Origin of the sequence: Prauserella sediminis, assembly GCF_014195435.1 — a bacterium.
In the GTDB taxonomy this organism is placed as follows: Bacteria; Actinomycetota; Actinomycetes; order Mycobacteriales; family Pseudonocardiaceae; genus Prauserella; species Prauserella salsuginis.
Window position 1 is genome coordinate 2,178,588 of the sequence record NZ_JACIBS010000001.1, and the last position, 14,505, is coordinate 2,193,092.

The 14,505-nt window shown below is 69.8% G+C and carries 16 protein-coding genes and 1 riboswitch; of the genes, 7 read left to right on the plus strand and 9 right to left on the minus strand.

Annotation, left to right across the window (positions count from 1 at the left end; genetic code table 11):
* Positions 1-142: 142 nt before the first annotated feature.
* Positions 143-733, minus strand: a complete 591-nt coding sequence (locus FB384_RS09925; RefSeq protein ID WP_183781832.1) for a TetR/AcrR family transcriptional regulator — start codon at positions 731-733, stop codon at positions 143-145.
* Between the two features lie 117 nt (positions 734-850).
* Here FB384_RS09925 and FB384_RS09930 point away from each other — a divergent pair, with 117 nt between their 5' ends.
* The gene (locus tag FB384_RS09930; protein ID WP_183781835.1) at positions 851-1,666 is read left to right on the plus strand and encodes an SDR family NAD(P)-dependent oxidoreductase; all 816 of its coding nucleotides are present in this window, start codon (positions 851-853) and stop codon (positions 1,664-1,666) included.
* Positions 1,667-1,744: 78 nt separating this feature from the next.
* On the opposite strand, the gene FB384_RS09935 is transcribed toward FB384_RS09930, so the two are convergent.
* From FB384_RS09935 to FB384_RS09955, 5 genes are all read right to left on the minus strand, one after another.
* Entirely contained in the window at positions 1,745-2,527 is a 783-nt protein-coding gene (locus tag FB384_RS09935; protein WP_183781838.1) for an ABC transporter ATP-binding protein, read from the minus strand.
* A gap of 55 nt (positions 2,528-2,582) precedes the next feature.
* The gene (locus FB384_RS09940; RefSeq protein ID WP_221213156.1) at positions 2,583-3,578 is read right to left on the minus strand and encodes a FecCD family ABC transporter permease; all 996 of its coding nucleotides are present in this window, start codon (positions 3,576-3,578) and stop codon (positions 2,583-2,585) included.
* A 74-nt stretch (positions 3,579-3,652) separates the two neighbouring features.
* Positions 3,653-4,696, minus strand: coding sequence for an ABC transporter substrate-binding protein (locus FB384_RS09945; RefSeq protein WP_258936961.1), 1,044 nt, complete (start codon positions 4,694-4,696; stop codon positions 3,653-3,655).
* Positions 4,697-4,773: 77 nt separating this feature from the next.
* Positions 4,774-4,943, minus strand: a riboswitch (cobalamin riboswitch).
* Positions 4,944-5,003: 60 nt separating this feature from the next.
* Complete coding sequence (mshD, locus tag FB384_RS09950) at positions 5,004-5,918, minus strand: mycothiol synthase (protein ID WP_183781847.1); 915 nt, start codon at positions 5,916-5,918, stop codon at positions 5,004-5,006.
* Between the two features lie 130 nt (positions 5,919-6,048).
* Positions 6,049-6,819: a winged helix-turn-helix transcriptional regulator gene (locus FB384_RS09955; RefSeq protein ID WP_228725999.1), complete on the minus strand. Its 771-nt coding sequence runs from the start codon at positions 6,817-6,819 to the stop codon at positions 6,049-6,051.
* A gap of 341 nt (positions 6,820-7,160) precedes the next feature.
* Between FB384_RS09955 and FB384_RS09960 the strand changes: the two genes are divergently transcribed.
* The 5 genes from FB384_RS09960 to FB384_RS09980 all read left to right on the plus strand — a co-directional run bounded on the left by FB384_RS09960 (position 7,161) and on the right by FB384_RS09980 (position 10,597).
* Positions 7,161-8,066, plus strand: a complete 906-nt coding sequence (locus FB384_RS09960; RefSeq protein WP_183781850.1) for an LmeA family phospholipid-binding protein — start codon at positions 7,161-7,163, stop codon at positions 8,064-8,066.
* Positions 8,067-8,118: 52 nt separating this feature from the next.
* Complete coding sequence (locus FB384_RS09965; RefSeq protein WP_183781853.1) at positions 8,119-8,670, plus strand: thioredoxin family protein; 552 nt, start codon at positions 8,119-8,121, stop codon at positions 8,668-8,670.
* Positions 8,671-8,891: 221 nt separating this feature from the next.
* Entirely contained in the window at positions 8,892-9,329 is a 438-nt protein-coding gene (locus tag FB384_RS09970) for a DUF4395 domain-containing protein (RefSeq protein ID WP_183781855.1), read from the plus strand.
* Between the two features lie 115 nt (positions 9,330-9,444).
* Positions 9,445-10,290 (plus strand): sulfurtransferase, encoded by an 846-nt coding sequence (locus FB384_RS09975; RefSeq protein ID WP_183781858.1) that lies wholly within the window; start codon positions 9,445-9,447, stop codon positions 10,288-10,290.
* Position 10,291: 1 nt separating this feature from the next.
* Entirely contained in the window at positions 10,292-10,597 is a 306-nt protein-coding gene (locus tag FB384_RS09980) for a DUF1416 domain-containing protein (RefSeq protein ID WP_183781861.1), read from the plus strand.
* Positions 10,598-10,997: 400 nt separating this feature from the next.
* Here the strand turns inward: FB384_RS09980 and FB384_RS09985 are convergent, their stop codons facing one another.
* Complete coding sequence (locus FB384_RS09985; protein ID WP_183781864.1) at positions 10,998-11,384, minus strand: hypothetical protein; 387 nt, start codon at positions 11,382-11,384, stop codon at positions 10,998-11,000.
* A 212-nt stretch (positions 11,385-11,596) separates the two neighbouring features.
* Positions 11,597-12,157 (minus strand): pyridoxamine 5'-phosphate oxidase family protein, encoded by a 561-nt coding sequence (locus FB384_RS09990; RefSeq protein ID WP_183781867.1) that lies wholly within the window; start codon positions 12,155-12,157, stop codon positions 11,597-11,599.
* Positions 12,158-12,374: 217 nt separating this feature from the next.
* On the opposite strand from FB384_RS09990, the gene FB384_RS09995 reads away from it, so the two are divergent.
* Positions 12,375-13,397, plus strand: coding sequence for a hypothetical protein (locus FB384_RS09995; protein ID WP_183781870.1), 1,023 nt, complete (start codon positions 12,375-12,377; stop codon positions 13,395-13,397).
* 60 nt (positions 13,398-13,457) lie between these two features.
* On the opposite strand, the gene FB384_RS10000 is transcribed toward FB384_RS09995, so the two are convergent.
* Positions 13,458-14,432 (minus strand): sugar-binding transcriptional regulator, encoded by a 975-nt coding sequence (locus FB384_RS10000; protein ID WP_183781873.1) that lies wholly within the window; start codon positions 14,430-14,432, stop codon positions 13,458-13,460.
* Positions 14,433-14,505: the final 73 nt, after the last annotated feature.

A 14,505-nucleotide genomic window follows, 5' to 3' on the forward strand; every position in this document is an offset into this window, starting at 1 on the left:
GAGGGACCGTGTCGCATCTTCCAGGGGTCGTGTCGCGGGTCCCGGGGCTCGTGTGTTGCGCCCACCGTCGTCCGGTCGCACCCCTCATCGACGAGTTGCGCGCAGCTGTGTCCATGGGGCCGGGCTGCGGTGCCGGGCGCTGTTAGGCAGGGGCGAAAGCTCGGAGCGTCGCGTCGACGAGCGCGTCGGCGAAGGTGGCGTCGAGACCACCGGACCGGAGCAGCCAACGTTGAGTGAGCGGTGCGTAGAGCATGTCGAGCAGCAGGTCGAGGTCGGCGTCCCCGGCGAGCTGGCCTGCCTGCTGCGCGCTCCGCAGTCGCCGCAGTTTCGCCGCGCGAACGGGTGCGTCCATCTGCTCCCGGTAGGCCGTCGCGAGCTGCGGATCGTTCATGATCTCGGTGTGCAGTGCGCGAATGGGCGCTTGGAAGTCGTCGTCGGCGAACTCCTCGACCGTCGCCCGTAGGAGCGATTTGAGGTCCGTTCGGATGTCGCCGGTGTCGGGCAGTTCGATGTCGCCGGCGCTGTCCTGACTCAGGGCGAGCAGTGAGTCGAACACCACCGCCCCCTTCGACGGCCACCAGCGGTAGATCGTTTGCTTGCCGACTCCCGCTCGCGCCGCGATCCCCTCGATCGACAACTTTCCGTACCCGACTTCGGCGATGAGTTCCCTGGTCGCGGCGAGGATCGCCTGACGAGAACGTTCACTGCGACGGGGTCCCGACTCCGGTGCCATGGCGACATCGTACGGCGAAACGAGACGGTCCGTCTTGACAGCGAATGGCCGGAGGGTGGACTCTGGTTGCCATAACGAGACGGACCGTCTCGTCTTGTCTCGTCATCGGAGGTAGGCATGTCCCGAAATTGGTTCATCACCGGTGCGTCCCGCGGACTCGGCCGGGCGTTCGCGGAGGCGGCGTTGGCGGCGGGAGATCGAGTGGTGGGCGTGGCTCGCGACGTCACTCCGTTGGCCGAGCTCGTCGCCCGAGCTGACGGTGCATTGGCGACGTTCTCACTCGACGTGTCCGACCGGGCGGCGGTCCTGACCGGTGTGCGCAAAGCCTTCGACGAGTTCGACGGCATCGACGTGGTCGTCAACAACGCGGGCGGCGCGCTGCTCGGAATGGTCGAGGAGGTCACCGAGCAGCAGGTGCGGGAGCATTTCGACACGAACCTGTTCGGGGCGTTGTGGGTGTGCCAAGCGGTCGTCCCACTGTTGCGGGAGCAGGGCTCCGGTCACATCCTGCAGATCGCGACGATGCCGGGGGCCGGCGGCGGGTTCGCGTCGACGGGTCTCTACGGCGCGGGTAAGGCTGCGCTCGAGACGATCAGCGGCGCGCTCGCCATGGAGGTCGAACCGTTCGGGATCTCCGTCACGACCGTGCATCCCGGCGGATACGACACCGACCTGTTCGGCCGCGGGCTGACGACGACCGCCACGAATCCGGCGTACGCGCCGCTGCGTGAACGCCTCGACGCGATGTTCGGCGAGGCCGAGGATTTCGATCCGGCGCGGGCGGCCGAGGTGCTGCTGAAGATCGTCGACCTCGACGAGCCGCCGCGGCGCATCATCCTCGGAGGTGCGGCCTACGACATGTCGATGGACATGTTCCGCGCGAGGACTGCCGAGTTCGCGAAGTGGGAGGCGTTGAGCAGGCAGGGTGATTGACAGGGAGTCCGGCGTGCAGATGCGCGCACGAACGCAACACGGGCCCTGGGGAACGCAACACGGCGGGTGCCGCCTGCGTCAGGTGCGGAGGAAACGTACGTGGGGGTGGCCTTCGGGGCTGCTCGTGACCTCGGCCTTGACGTTGTAGACCTGCAGGATCAGTTCCTCGGTCAGCACGTCCGCGGGGTTGCCCGTCGCGACGACGACGCCGTGATCGAGTAGGACGATCTCGTCGCAGTACATCGCGGCGAGGTTCAGGTCGTGCAGGGCGATCACGGACGTCACGGGCAGCGAGGCGAGCAGGTCGAGGAGTTCGAACTGGTGCTGCACGTCGAGGTGGTTGGTCGGCTCGTCGAGGAGCAGTTCCCGCGGGCGCTGGGCGAGTGCGCGGGCGATCTGCACCCGCTGGCGTTCGCCGCCGGAGAGGGTCTGCCACCGTTGCGCGGCCTTCGCCGTCATGCCGGTCTGTTCCAGCGCCTCGTGGACGGCCGCATCGTCGTCGGACGACGCCGCGAGCCACGCGCGCCGATGTGGCACCCGCCCGAGTCCGACGACGTCGCGCACCGTGAGCGGGATCTGCGTGTCGGAATGCTGTTCGACGACGGCGACCCGTTGCGCCAGCGTCCTTCTGGGCACGTCGGTCAACTCGCGACCGTCCACAGTGACCAGACCAGCCGACGGTTTCAGCACTCCGGCCAGCACCCGCAGCAACGTCGATTTGCCCGACCCGTTCGGCCCGAGGATGCCCACCGTCGAACCGTCGGCCGGGGCGACGCTCACGCCGTCGAGCACGAGCCCGCCGCCGAGTGACCGCGACACCCGCTCCGCGGCGAGGCCCACGTCGACAGGGTGATCCGTCATCGCGCTCCCCGGGAACCCGTCGCGGCCCGAGTCGTCGCCGCGTATCGCCGGTCCGTCATTGCGCACCTCGCGAGCGGTAGAGGATCAGCACGAACGCCGGTACGCCGATCAGCGCCGTGACGACCCCGACCGGCACCTCCTGCGGTTCCAGCACGGTCCTCGCGACGGTATCGACCCACACCAGCAGCACCGCCCCCGCCAGCGCGCTCACCGGCAGCAGCCGTGCGTGCCCGGGGCCGGTGACCAGCCGCGCGGCATGGGGCAGCACGAGGCCGACGAACCCGATCGCCCCGACGGAGCTGACGAGCACGGCCGTGAGCAACGCCGTCACCGACATCAGCACCACGCGGGTGCGCCCGACCGCGACGCCCAGCGTGGACGCCGCGTCCTCACCGAACGCGAACGCGTCCAGCGACCGCGCGTACCCGCCGCACACCAGGAGCGTTCCCGCGAGCACCACGGCGCAGGTCAGCACCTCGGACCAGCCCGCGTTCGCCAGCGACCCGAGGAGCCAGAACAGCACGCCGCGGGTGGTCTCGGCGTCGGCGGAGGTCAGCACGATGAACGACGTCAGTGCCGACAGCAGCTGCATCACCGCCACGCCGGAGAGCACGACGCGGTCCGTCGTGCCGCCGAGGGTGTGGCTGAGGGTCAACACCAGCGCGAACGAGGCCACCGCGCCGAGGAACGCCCCGCCGGACATGGACAGCACGCCACCGCTCACGCCGAGCACGACGACGAGCACCGCACCCGTCGATGCGCCCGACGACACCCCGAGCACGAACGGGTCGGCGAGCGGGTTGCGCAGCAGCGACTGCATCACGACACCGCACACCGCGAGGCCGGCGCCGCACACGGCGGCCAGCAACGTGCGCGGCAGGCGCAGGTCCCAGATGATGCCGTCGCGCAGCACCGACAGGGTCGGCTCGGCGAGTCCGACGCGGGACAGCAGTGTCGCCCAGACGTCGCTGACGCCGATGTCGGCCGGTCCGATCGTGACGGCCACTCCGATCGAGGCGAACAGCACGAGGCAGCCGCCGAGAAGCAGCAGCGGCAGTCGCGACCGCTCCGTCGGCGGGGCTTTCGCCGCCGGAGCGGAGGTCACGCGACCCGTCGTCACGGTGATCACCGTGCCAGTCCGAACTCACGGAGCTTGGTCGCGAGTTTCGCGGCGCCGTCGACGGTGCGGATCGTCGGGTTCAGCGCCTGGCCGGGGAGCCGCACGTAGCGTTTCCGCTTGACCGCGGTCATGTCCTGCGTGACCGGGTGGGATTCGAGGAAGTCGATTTTGGACTCGGCCGATTCCGCGGTCTGCTCGCGCCGGGTCAGATCGCCGAGCACGATGACGTCGGGGTCGCGTTCGGCGACGTTCTCCCAGCCCGACTGCGGCCACTCGGCGTGGGTGTCGTCGAACGCGTTGTCGGCGCCGACTGCACGGGTCATGATGCCCGGTGCACCGCAGCATCCGGCGAGGTACGGCGAGTCGGAGTTGGCGAACCAGTACAGCACCGACGTTCCGGACGCGTCGACGTCGAGGCCGTCGAGCCGTCGCTGCAGCCCGTCGATCAGCTGCTGCCCGCGCTGCTCGACGTCGAAGATCCGCGCCAGGTCGCGGATCTCGCCGTACAGCACGTCCATGGTGAGCGGTTTCGACCGGCTGCCGTCGCCGGAGCCGCTGTTGTCCTTCGCGGCGCAGTCGGTCGGCGAGAGGTACGTCGGCACTCCCAGCTCTTCGAACTGGTCGCGCGTGGCGACGCCGCCCTTGCCGAGCGTCGCGGCGAACGATCCGCTGACGAAGTCGGGCTCGGCGTCGAGCACCGATTCGAACGACGGCATGTTGTCGGCCAGCCGGGGAATGCCGTCGGCGGCCTGTTTCAACTCGGGCAGTACCGGATCGGTCCACATCGAGGTGCCGACGATGCGGTCCTCGAGGCCGAGGGAGAGCAGGATCTCGGTGCTCGCCTGGTTGAGGGATACGACGCGCTGCGGCGGTTCGTGCACCTCGGTGGTGCGTCCGCAGTTGTCGATCGTGCGCGGGAAGCCGGGCGCGGCCTGCTCTCGCCCGCCCGCGGGTCCGCCGCAGGCTGCGAGACCCACGGTGAGGCAGGTCGACAGCAGCAGCGCCGCGGAGGTGCGGGCGGGGCGTGATCGTCGCGGGAAGATCGGCACAGCGTTCCCTTGATGTCGAGGGCCCATGCGCGGAGCCCGCAGTCGGACCGGTTACCGGCTCGCCGGAGCCGGGGCCAGCAGGTCTTCGGACTCGGGGTCGTCCGGCCGGAACGCCTTCCCGCCGCCCGCACGGGCCGTTGAGGCGCGTGCCAGGCTGCAGTGGCGTGTGTTCCGGCCGTCACCCTCACCGCTGCGCGTCAGCTCCGGAGTCGCACCGGATTCCCTGACTCACGTCACCCGTGAGTGCGGCTGGCCTCTCGCGACGCTACCACCGGGTGGCGCGGGGCAGGCCGTCACGTGCGCACCCTCACCCCGGGTCGGCAGTCGCGTACTGAACGTCCACTTCGTACGGTGTGAACCCCAGCCTGCGGTAGACCGCCACCGCGGGCGCGTTGTCGCCCTCGACGTAGAGGATCACCTGGCTCAGACCACGTTCGGCCAGGTGGTGCAGGCCCGCGACGGTCAGTGCGCGGCCGAGACCGCCGCCCTGCGTGTCCGGGTCGACGCCGACGACGTACACCTCGCCGGCCGCCTTGCCGCCGAACTTCGCCGGGTTCGGCGGGTGGACCTTCGTCCAGTGGAAGCCGATCACGGTGCCCGCCCGTTCGGCGAGGAAGAACCCGTCGGCGTCGAACCAGTCCTCACGCTCGGTCGCGGCCAGGTCGTCGACCGTCAGCGCGCCCTGCTCCGGGTGCCAGTCGAACGCGCGGGCGTTGACGTCGATGACGGCCTGCTCGTCGGAGCCCGGCCGGAACGTGCGGAGGGTGACTCCCTCCGGAGGGGTCGGTTCGGGCCAGTCGGCGCCCGCCGTGTCGACGTGCATGATCAGCAGTTCGCGGCTGCGCAGCAGGCCGTGGTGTTGGGCGAGCCTGGCGGCGCCGGGCTGGTCGCCGTGCGCCCACACCCGGAGGTTCCGCGGGTACTCCGCCAGCAGCGCCTCGGTCAGTGCGGCGCCGTGGCCGCGGCGGCGGTGCTCGGGGTGTACGACGAGCTCGGCGACCTGTCTGCCGAAGGCGTCGCCCGACACGTCGACGTGGGCGACGCCGACGAGGTCACCGGCCACGGTGCCCAGTAGATATCGGCCGCCGGAGAATTCGCCGGGCAGCGGACCGTCCGGGTCGACCTCGGGTTTGCCGTCGACGCCGCGCGCCGCCGTCAGCAGCGTGCGCACCGCGGCGGTGCGTTCGTCGTCCAGGTTCTCGGCCCAGTGCAGCTCCAGCATGTCCGACAGGCTAGCCGGGCGGGCGCTGCCCGTGCCCCGATCGTCCGGCCCGTGGGACCGCGGCGCGTCGCCGGAGCCTGCCGCGTCGCTCGCCGGGCCGTGGAAGCCGGGATCGTGGAAGCCGGGGCCGTCAGCGTCCGGAGTACTCGGCGGGGGCGGGTCCTGCCACGGGCCCTGTGGAGTGCCCCCCGCCGGGGTTACCCCCTTTTACCGGACCCGTTGACTTGGCGGGACGCTCGAACTTGTAGCCGACGTTGCGCACGGTGCCGATCATCTGCTCGTGCTCGGGGCCGAGCTTCGCGCGCAGTCGCCGCACGTGGACGTCCACGGTGCGGGTACCGCCGAAGAAGTCGTACCCCCACACCTCCTGCAGCAGCTGGGCACGCGTGAACACGCGGCCCGCGTGCTGGGCGAGGTACTTGAGCAGCTCGAACTCCTTGTAGGTGAGTTCGAGGGTGCGCTTGCGCAGCCGGGCGGTGTAGGTGGCCTCGTCGATCACCAGGTCGCCCACGCGCAGTTCGGCGTCGACCTGAGGGGCACCACCGTCGCGCGTCGTGGCCAGGCGCAGGCGGGCGTCGACCTCGGCGGGACCCGCGGTCGGCAGCAGAATGTCGTCGGTGCGCCACTCCGAGTTGACGGCGACGAGGCCGCCCTCGCCGACGACCGCGATGACCGGTGTCGTCGCCTCCTCGTCGCCTGCGCCCTTGAGCAGGCGGCTCAGGCTCTTGGCCGATGCGAGGTCCGAGCGTGCGTCCAGCAGGATCACGTCGCGGTGGCCTGCGTCCAGCAATGCGGTGACCTCGGGTGCGCGCACGCGTACGGTGTGCGGAAGCAGGTCGAGGGCGGGCAGCACCGAGGTGGCGTCGGATTCCGCAGTCAATACCAGCAGGTCCAGGCTCATGGCCACCGCCTCACAGTGTTTTGAGCGCCTCGGGTCGGGCTCGGGCTGGTTGTCAGTGACAATAGCGCCGACGCCCCGCGGGTGTCTGCAATCGTGAAACGGGCATCACAAATCGTGGAACGAGCAGCACGTGGGACGGTCATCACCACGTGGAACAGTCATCACACAGTGTCGTGCTTACGATTTCGCTGTCCGCCCCGATCACATTGTGTATGCCGGAGGTGTCGGCCGCTGCCGTTTCCAGTGTCCGACACAACCAGCCAGACGCCGATTGAGAGCCGCTTGTGAGTGACACCGTGTCCACCCCATCGAAGCCGTCCTCGCCACGTTCGGGGCGCCGCGTGCGCAGGATCGTGACGGTCGTGCTCGTGGTGGTGGCCGTGCTGGTCGGTGTCGATTTCGCCGGTGCGGCCTTCGCCGAGCACACGGTGTCGCAGAAGGCTCGCCAGCAGCTGGGCCTCGACAGCGATCCCGAGGTGGGCATCGGCGGGTTCCCGTTCCTCACGCAGGCGATCTCCGGCGAGTACGGCCACATCACCGTCGAGGCGAAGTCGGTGCCGGTCCAGGACGTGCTGCGCGACGTGGACATCAAGGCCGAGCTGTACGACGTCGACGCCCCGCTGTCGGACCTGACGCAGGGCAACGTCGACAACGTCACGATCGACCGGGTCGAGGGCGAGGTCACGCTCAAGGCCAGCGACATCAACCGGGTCAGCCCGCTGGACAACATCGAGGACCTGCAGATCGCCGCGTCCAGCGAGTCCTACGTGCGCAACGGCGAGGGTTCCGGTGAGCAGGCCACCGACCCCGACGACAGCGCGAACACCGGTGGCGACGCCGACAACGCTCCCGCCGACGGGTCCGGCGAAGGGGAAGGCTCCGACGGTGACGCCGCGAACGGGCAGAACGGTGACGACAACGACGACAGCTCCGCGGGGATCCGCCTGTCGGGCAAGGTGCGGGTCGCGGGTGTCGAGCAGGAGATCTTCGCGTTCGCGATCATCGAGCTCGACGGCTCCAACGTGAAGATCACGCCGCACCGGTTGCAGTTCGGGAATGACCAGGAAACGACCGTTGTTCCCCAGGCGGTGCAGCAGCAGTTGCTGCCGAGCTTCGAGGCCGACATCAACACCGGCGACCTGCCGTTCACCGTGACGCCCACCGCCGTGGCGGCATCGCCGGACGGCATCACCGTGCGCGGCGAGGCGAAGGATGTCAGGTTCACCGGCGGGGACGCTTCCCGCTGACGGGTCGCTCCGGCGGCGCTGCGGCCGGTAGCGGGTACGACGGGAGGAACGGATGACGGGATTGATCGTCGCCGGCGTGACGATCGTCGCCGCGGTCGTCGTCGGCCTGGTCGTGCGTTCCCGCAATGGGCGGATCCGCACCTCCGGCGACGGCGGGGCCGTGACGTCCGCCGCCCCGGGCGGGCGCGCGCAGGACGGAGTCGCGCCGGACGGAGTGTCGGCCGACGGAGCCACGCTGGCCGGGCTGCCCGCCGATGTGCGGGACGCGCTCACCGGCGAGCCCGCGGACGTGACGCTGGTGCAGCTCTCGACGACCTTCTGCGCCCCGTGCAGGCAGGCGCGGGCACTGCTCACGCACGTCGCGGAACGCACCGACGGCCTGCGCCACGTCGACCTCGACGTCACCGACAAGCCCGGCATCGCCCGCGACCTGGGCGTGCTGCGCACGCCGACCACGATCGCCTACGCCCGATCGGGTGTGGAATTACTGCGTGTGTCCGGTGTGCCGAAGCAGGAGGAACTGCTCGCTGCACTGGAACCGCGACTGTCGGGTGCCCGACGGCCCATCGCGGAGCGCCCCGAAGGCGGCCGTCCCACAGAATGAACACGGTTCCCGCTCCTGGGAAGCCTGAGTAGGCTTGCCGCCGTGGACAGGCCGGATTCTCACCTCCTCGCGCTGGGTGTCGAACTCACCCAGCGGCGCGCGGTTGACTTCTGCCGCGTGCGTAGCAGCCTGTGTACGTCGGCTCACGCACCGAGTCGGCAGTGCGCGCGCAGCTCGAGTCGCTGACTCCGCCGCAGGAGGCAGCCAGTCCAGGAGGTGTCATGTCCACCCAGCCAGCGGTCGACCCGCGTGGTCCCCGGTTCGCCGCGATCGTCACCACGGTCGTGCTGGTGGTGGTGCTCGCAACCGACTGGTGGCCACTGCTGGCTGCGCAGACGGTGGTCTTCGCGATCGGCGCGTTCGTCGGGCTCAGGCCTGCGCCGTACTCGGTGCTGTACCGGCTGCTGGTCGCGCCGCGACTGCAGCCGACCGGCGAGCGTGAGGACGCGGCGCCGCTGCGGTTCGCCCAGGCGGTGGGGTTCGCGTTCGCGCTGGTGGGAACCATCGGGTATGCCTTTGGCGTGACCGCGGTCGGCATCGTCGCCACGGCGCTGGCCCTGTTCGCGGCATTCCTCAACGCTGCGTTCGGCTTCTGCCTCGGTTGCGAGATGTACCTGCTGCTGCAGCGCCTCTCGCCGCGTGCGGGGAGTGCCTCGTGACAGGTGCCCGCCGCACCGCCCGGTCCGCCACACCGCGGGCAGCAACACCGACATCAGCAACACCGACAGTCGCATTCGCATCCGAACACGAGTAACAGAAAGTGAGTTCCGCTCCATGAGCCGTGAAGACGTCCTGGTCACTACGCAGTGGGCCGAGGAGAACCTGAACACCCCGGGTGTCGTGTTCGCCGAGGTCGATGAAGACACGACCGCGTACGAAGGCGGTCACATCCCGGGCGCCGTCCGGATCGACTGGAAGACCGAACTGCAGGACCAGGTGCGCCGCGACTTCGTCGACAAGGCGGGCTTCGAGAAGCTGCTGTCGGCCAAGGGAATCAGCAACGACGACCTCGTGATCCTGTACGGCGGCAACAACAACTGGTTCGCCGCGTACGCCTACTGGTACTTCAAGCTCTACGGCCACGACAAGGTCAAGCTGCTCGACGGCGGCCGCAAGAAGTGGGAGCTCGACGGCCGCGACCTGGTCAAGGAGGTTCCGGACCGGCCCGCCACGGACTACAAGGCGTCCGACCAGGACCTGTCGCTGCGCGCCTTCCGCGACGAGGTCGTCGACGCGATCAGCACCAAGAACCTCGTCGACGTGCGTTCGCCCGACGAGTTCTCCGGCAAGCTGCTCGCCCCGGCGCACCTGCCGCAGGAGTCGGCGCAGCGTGCGGGGCACATCCCGTCGGCGCTGAACGTGCCGTGGGCGCAGACTGCAAACGAGGACGGCACCTTCAAGACCGCCGATGAGCTCAAGGAGCTCTACGAGGAGGCGGGCCTGGACACCTCCAAGGCGACGATCGCCTACTGCCGCATCGGCGAGCGCTCCAGCCACACGTGGTTCGCGCTGCACGAGCTGATGGGCCTGAAGGACGTCAAGAACTACGACGGTTCGTGGACCGAGTACGGCTCGCTGGTCGGTGTGCCGGTCGAGACCGGTTCGAACGGAGGAAAGTGACATGACGGACGGATGCGGAGCTCCCGAGCAGACGGCGGTCGTCACCGGTGAGGACACCGGCGACCAGGTCGTTGTCGCGGGCAAGGTGACCGGCGGCGAGGGTGCGCTCGGCGGCGCGTACGTGCGGCTGCTCAACGCCGACGGCGAGTTCGCGGGTGAGGTGCAGGCCTCCCCCGAGGGCGACTTCCGGTTCTACGCCGCGCCGGGCGAGTGGAAGGTGCGCGCGCTGCACCGCAGCGGCAACGGCGAGGCCACTGTCGACGCCGCGGGCCCCGGCCTGCACCAGGTGACGATCGCGGTCGCCTGAGCCGAACCGGGCACCGCCCGAACCGGGCACAGCCCCACCGGGCACCGCCCGAACCGGGCACAGTCCCACCAGGGAAACTCTACGGGTGGGGGCAGCCCTGAAGACGAGGAAGAGCCCCGCGGACCGGCCGGTCCGCGGGGCTCTCCCATGCGCATGTCCTGCACTCAGCACCGCGTGTCCTGCACTCAGCACCGCATGTCCTGCACTCAAGTCCGCGTTCCGGCGCTCAGCCATGCGTGTCCTGTGCCCGCCCGTCGCCCGCGACCGCCCCCCAATGGCGCACTGACACGCGGCGGCGCTCTCGCGTGCTCTGCACTCCTGTTGCAGATTTCTGGGCCGTGTTGTCCCCAAGGTTGTGGATAACGGGCGGAGCTGTGGACAAGTTGCCCCGGAGGCACGGTCACGGACACCTGCGCCCGAGCAGTTGCAGCAACCGTTTCGGCAGCGACACCGGAGCGCTGACCAGATTCATCGGCGCGAACGCGGGCGACACGAAGAACGCCTGCAGCATCTCCGTCGAGAAATCCGGAGCCTGATCGCGGAACCGGCGAGCCGAAGCGACCATGACTGTCCTTTCTCGACGTCGCGCACCCAGGAAGTGCGCGCCGTCGAACAGGGACATCAGCAGTGCGTCAGGGTTGTTGAAGCGGAACATCGGTGCGGCGATCTGGGGTGTGCGCGAGTGCGCGTCCGCGACGAGATCGGCGACGGGTCCGGAGTATCGGCGCACGGCCGCATACGGCAGCGCCACGGAGCCGACACCGAGGAGCGCCTGCGGCGCGGGCATGCTCCACGTGCTGCACTCGAAGACCGGTCCGACACCTCCATCGGGCCCCGCGACGCGGGTGGCCGCAGGAGGGGCCATCGCAGGACGTCGGCGGTGGGGATTACGGAGGCGGACCGCCGCGCTGAGTCCGCTGTGCCGAGTCAGTTGCGCCGAGCGCGTCGAGCCGCCATACCGAAGCCGCCGCGCCAAAGCCGCCATGCCGGCCGGGCAGATCACCCCTGTGCGGCGCCGCCGCGGCCGTCGCCCGCCATGTGGCGCGAATCGTGGCTGGCGACGACGTCGGCAGGCGTCAGTTCCAGGACGACCCGCTGCGGGCTGGACAACAACTGCAGGAACCGGTCGGTGCCCGTGGGAGCGAGTCGGCGGGCGAGTGTCGGCAGCAGCTCGGCGACCGCGGCGGGATCGCGGTGCACAGTGACCTCGCCCCGCACCGACAGCATCCGCCGCCCCGGCAGATCCGTGCCCGCGTTCGACACGACCACACACGCGCGTGGGTCACGGTCGACGCCCCGCACCTGGGCGCGGCCGTCGACGCTCGTGAACCAGAAGCGCCCGTCGTCATAGGCGAAGCTGAGTACGACGGCGGCGGGTGCGCCGTCGTCGGCGGTGAACACGAAGGTGCACTCGGTCTGCGTGCCGAGCAGTTCGGCGCGGGCGTCGGCGGTCAGCCGGGCACCGCGGAGGTCCTCGATGTCGCGGGTCCCCACCGGCGGCGGTGCTGCGCCGTCGCGACCTCCACGGTCCGTCTCGTCACCGTGCACTGCGACCACCATCCCTCCCTGTCGCGCCTCCGCCGTCGACGCCGACGCAGACACGGGTATTGATTATCACAATTTACCGCCGGATGTCACGGCACGGACCACCATGCGGCGCCCGTGTACGCAGCGTCGCCGGGGTCGGGTGCGGGTCCTCCGTAAGTATCGAATCCGTCGGTGAACCGCCGCGAAGGCGTTAACGTCGGCAGGGGGCCGAATCCCGCTTGGAGGGACGATGACGAGCTCGCGGAACAGCACCTCGCGGAACCGGACACTGTCGGCGCTGTCTGGGGCAGCACTCGTCACCGGACTGGTGATGGCCCCGGCGTCCGCGCTGGCCGCACCACCCGTGCCCGCCAACGACGCCGGCGGGCCCGCGGAAGTCGTCCGCTCCGACCTCGGTGCCGCCGCGATCGAATGCGAGACGGCCATGGGCACCGACCCGTTCTATCCCGGCGAATCGGCGTCGCAGATCTACGACGATCGCTACAGCCGCGGGGCGGCGGTGCCGTACCTCGACGAGGGCTTCACGCCACAGGGGCTCGGTTACTGGGAGGACTGGGACGGCAGTGGTGGAGACCTGCTGCTGGTCACGGCGTACAAGAGCGGTGAGCACTCGCGTATCTACGGCATCGAGGCCGGTAGCGGTGACCACATCGGGTCGGTCGACATCGCCGAGGCGCACGTCGGCGGCATCGCGGTGGTGGGCGGCTGGGCGTTCGTTCCGGGGAACGGGTCCGACCGCATCCGCAAGTACGACCTGGGAGAGCTGCGGACTGCGATGACCGAGGCGGGCATTCCGAATCTGGCGCAGACCGGCACGTCGCAGGAGGTGCCCGCGGCGTCGTTCCTCGGCTCCGGCGGCGACACGCTGTACTCCGGCAAGTTCAACGAGACCGGCCGCGGCTACATGCACGACTACTCGGTCGCCGCGGACGGCACCCTGACGCAGGGCACCAAGTACGAGGTGCCGAAGAAGACGCAGGGCATGACGGTGGCCGATGGCACGTTCATCTACAGCACCTCCTACGGCCGGACGAACCGCAGCAACATCTACACCGTCGACGAGGGCGCCACCGACATCGACCCGTCCGCGAAGTGCTACCGCGCTCCGAGCATGTCCGAAGGCGTGACCGACCACGGCGGCCGGCTCTACGTGCTGTACGAATCGGGCTCGTCGAAGTTCACCGACCCGGGCCCGCGCAACGACATCGAACACCTCCACGAAGCCGACGTCGCCGACGCGATCGACTTCTGAGGCCCGCGTCCGGCGCGCCGCGGCCTGGTCGGGGCCGGGCGAGGGGCCGGGCCGGCGGCCTCATGCCTGCGCGAGGAGCCGCTGTGCGGCGCCCGCGTCGGTGACGAGGGTGTTGACCATGCCCGACCGCAGCACCGCGGCGATGGCGTCGGCCTTGCCTGCGCCGCCGCCGAGGGCGATGACCTCGGGGACGCGTTTCAGTTCGGGGACGCCGACCGCCAGCACGTGGTGGCCGGGGTGACCGGCGAGTTCGTTGCCGTCGGCGTCGAAGAGCCGTGCGGCGACCTCGGCGACGGCGCCCTTGCGGGCCAGCTCCTCGCGCTGTTGTTGCCCGAGCACGCTGTAGACGGTGGATTGCCCGCTCCGCCACGCGCCGATGCTGACGACCGCCGTGGTGATCCTGGCGAACCGCTCGAACGCCTCGGCGATGCCGGGCTGTTGCCGCAGTGTCTGCGCGGTGCGGTGATCGGGCAGCACCAGTGGGCCGAAGATGGGGAATGCCTCGCCGCCGGACACCGCCGCGATCCGGCGGACCGTTTCGACGGAGCGGTCCGCCGAGTGCTCCCGGGTGTCGATCCGTGACGAGACGCCGCACAGCTGCACCACGGGACAGCGTGCGAGTCCGCGCAGGGAGTCGGTCATCGCGTTGACGGTCCGGGCCCAGACGACGCCCAGCACGTCGTCCTCCGTGATCAGCTCGGTCAGCAGGTCGGCGGCCATCGCACCGAGGTGCTTGCGCAACTCGATCTCGGTGCGCTGCGCTCGTTCGAGCACCAGGGCACGCCGCAGCCCGTACGCGGCCGCCACCTCGTCGGACAACGTCGGCTCGAGCGGCGCAGGCACGTCGAACTCGACCCTGATCAGCCCGCTGTCGCGTGCCTGGTCCAGGATTCTCGCCACCTTGAACCGGCTGATGCCGAACTCCTCGGCGATTTCCAGCTTCGATGCGCCCTGGACGTAGAACCGCCTGCCGATCGACGTGGCGAGCAACAATTCGGCCGGTCCAGGTCCCTCACGGCGCCCCGTCCTGCTCATATGAGCAACTTAGCACGAACTTTGCCTGGAAACGTTGACTTCACATCGAGCCGAAGCATTCAATGCAGCTGTC

What these genes read in the sequence shown, in the direction of transcription:
- FB384_RS09935 (WP_183781838.1), bottom strand. Translation starts at nt 2,527, where the DNA reads ATGACGGATCACCCTGTCGACGTGGGCCTCGCCGCGGAGCGGGTGTCG.
- FB384_RS09930 (WP_183781835.1), top strand. Translation starts at nt 851, where the DNA reads ATGTCCCGAAATTGGTTCATCACCGGTGCGTCCCGCGGACTCGGCCGG.
- mshD (WP_183781847.1), bottom strand. Translation starts at nt 5,918, where the DNA reads ATGCTGGAGCTGCACTGGGCCGAGAACCTGGACGACGAACGCACCGCC.
- FB384_RS09990 (WP_183781867.1), bottom strand. Translation starts at nt 12,157, where the DNA reads ATGGTGGTCGCAGTGCACGGTGACGAGACGGACCGTGGAGGTCGCGAC.
- FB384_RS09985 (WP_183781864.1), bottom strand. Translation starts at nt 11,384, where the DNA reads ATGCCCGCGCCGCAGGCGCTCCTCGGTGTCGGCTCCGTGGCGCTGCCG.
- FB384_RS09975 (WP_183781858.1), top strand. Translation starts at nt 9,445, where the DNA reads ATGAGCCGTGAAGACGTCCTGGTCACTACGCAGTGGGCCGAGGAGAAC.
- FB384_RS09925 (WP_183781832.1), bottom strand. Translation starts at nt 733, where the DNA reads ATGGCACCGGAGTCGGGACCCCGTCGCAGTGAACGTTCTCGTCAGGCG.
- FB384_RS10000 (WP_183781873.1), bottom strand. Translation starts at nt 14,432, where the DNA reads ATGAGCAGGACGGGGCGCCGTGAGGGACCTGGACCGGCCGAATTGTTG.
- FB384_RS09970 (WP_183781855.1), top strand. Translation starts at nt 8,892, where the DNA reads ATGTCCACCCAGCCAGCGGTCGACCCGCGTGGTCCCCGGTTCGCCGCG.
- FB384_RS09980 (WP_183781861.1), top strand. Translation starts at nt 10,292, where the DNA reads ATGACGGACGGATGCGGAGCTCCCGAGCAGACGGCGGTCGTCACCGGT.
- FB384_RS09955 (WP_228725999.1), bottom strand. Translation starts at nt 6,819, where the DNA reads ATGAGCCTGGACCTGCTGGTATTGACTGCGGAATCCGACGCCACCTCG.
- FB384_RS09965 (WP_183781853.1), top strand. Translation starts at nt 8,119, where the DNA reads ATGACGGGATTGATCGTCGCCGGCGTGACGATCGTCGCCGCGGTCGTC.
- FB384_RS09995 (WP_183781870.1), top strand. Translation starts at nt 12,375, where the DNA reads ATGACGAGCTCGCGGAACAGCACCTCGCGGAACCGGACACTGTCGGCG.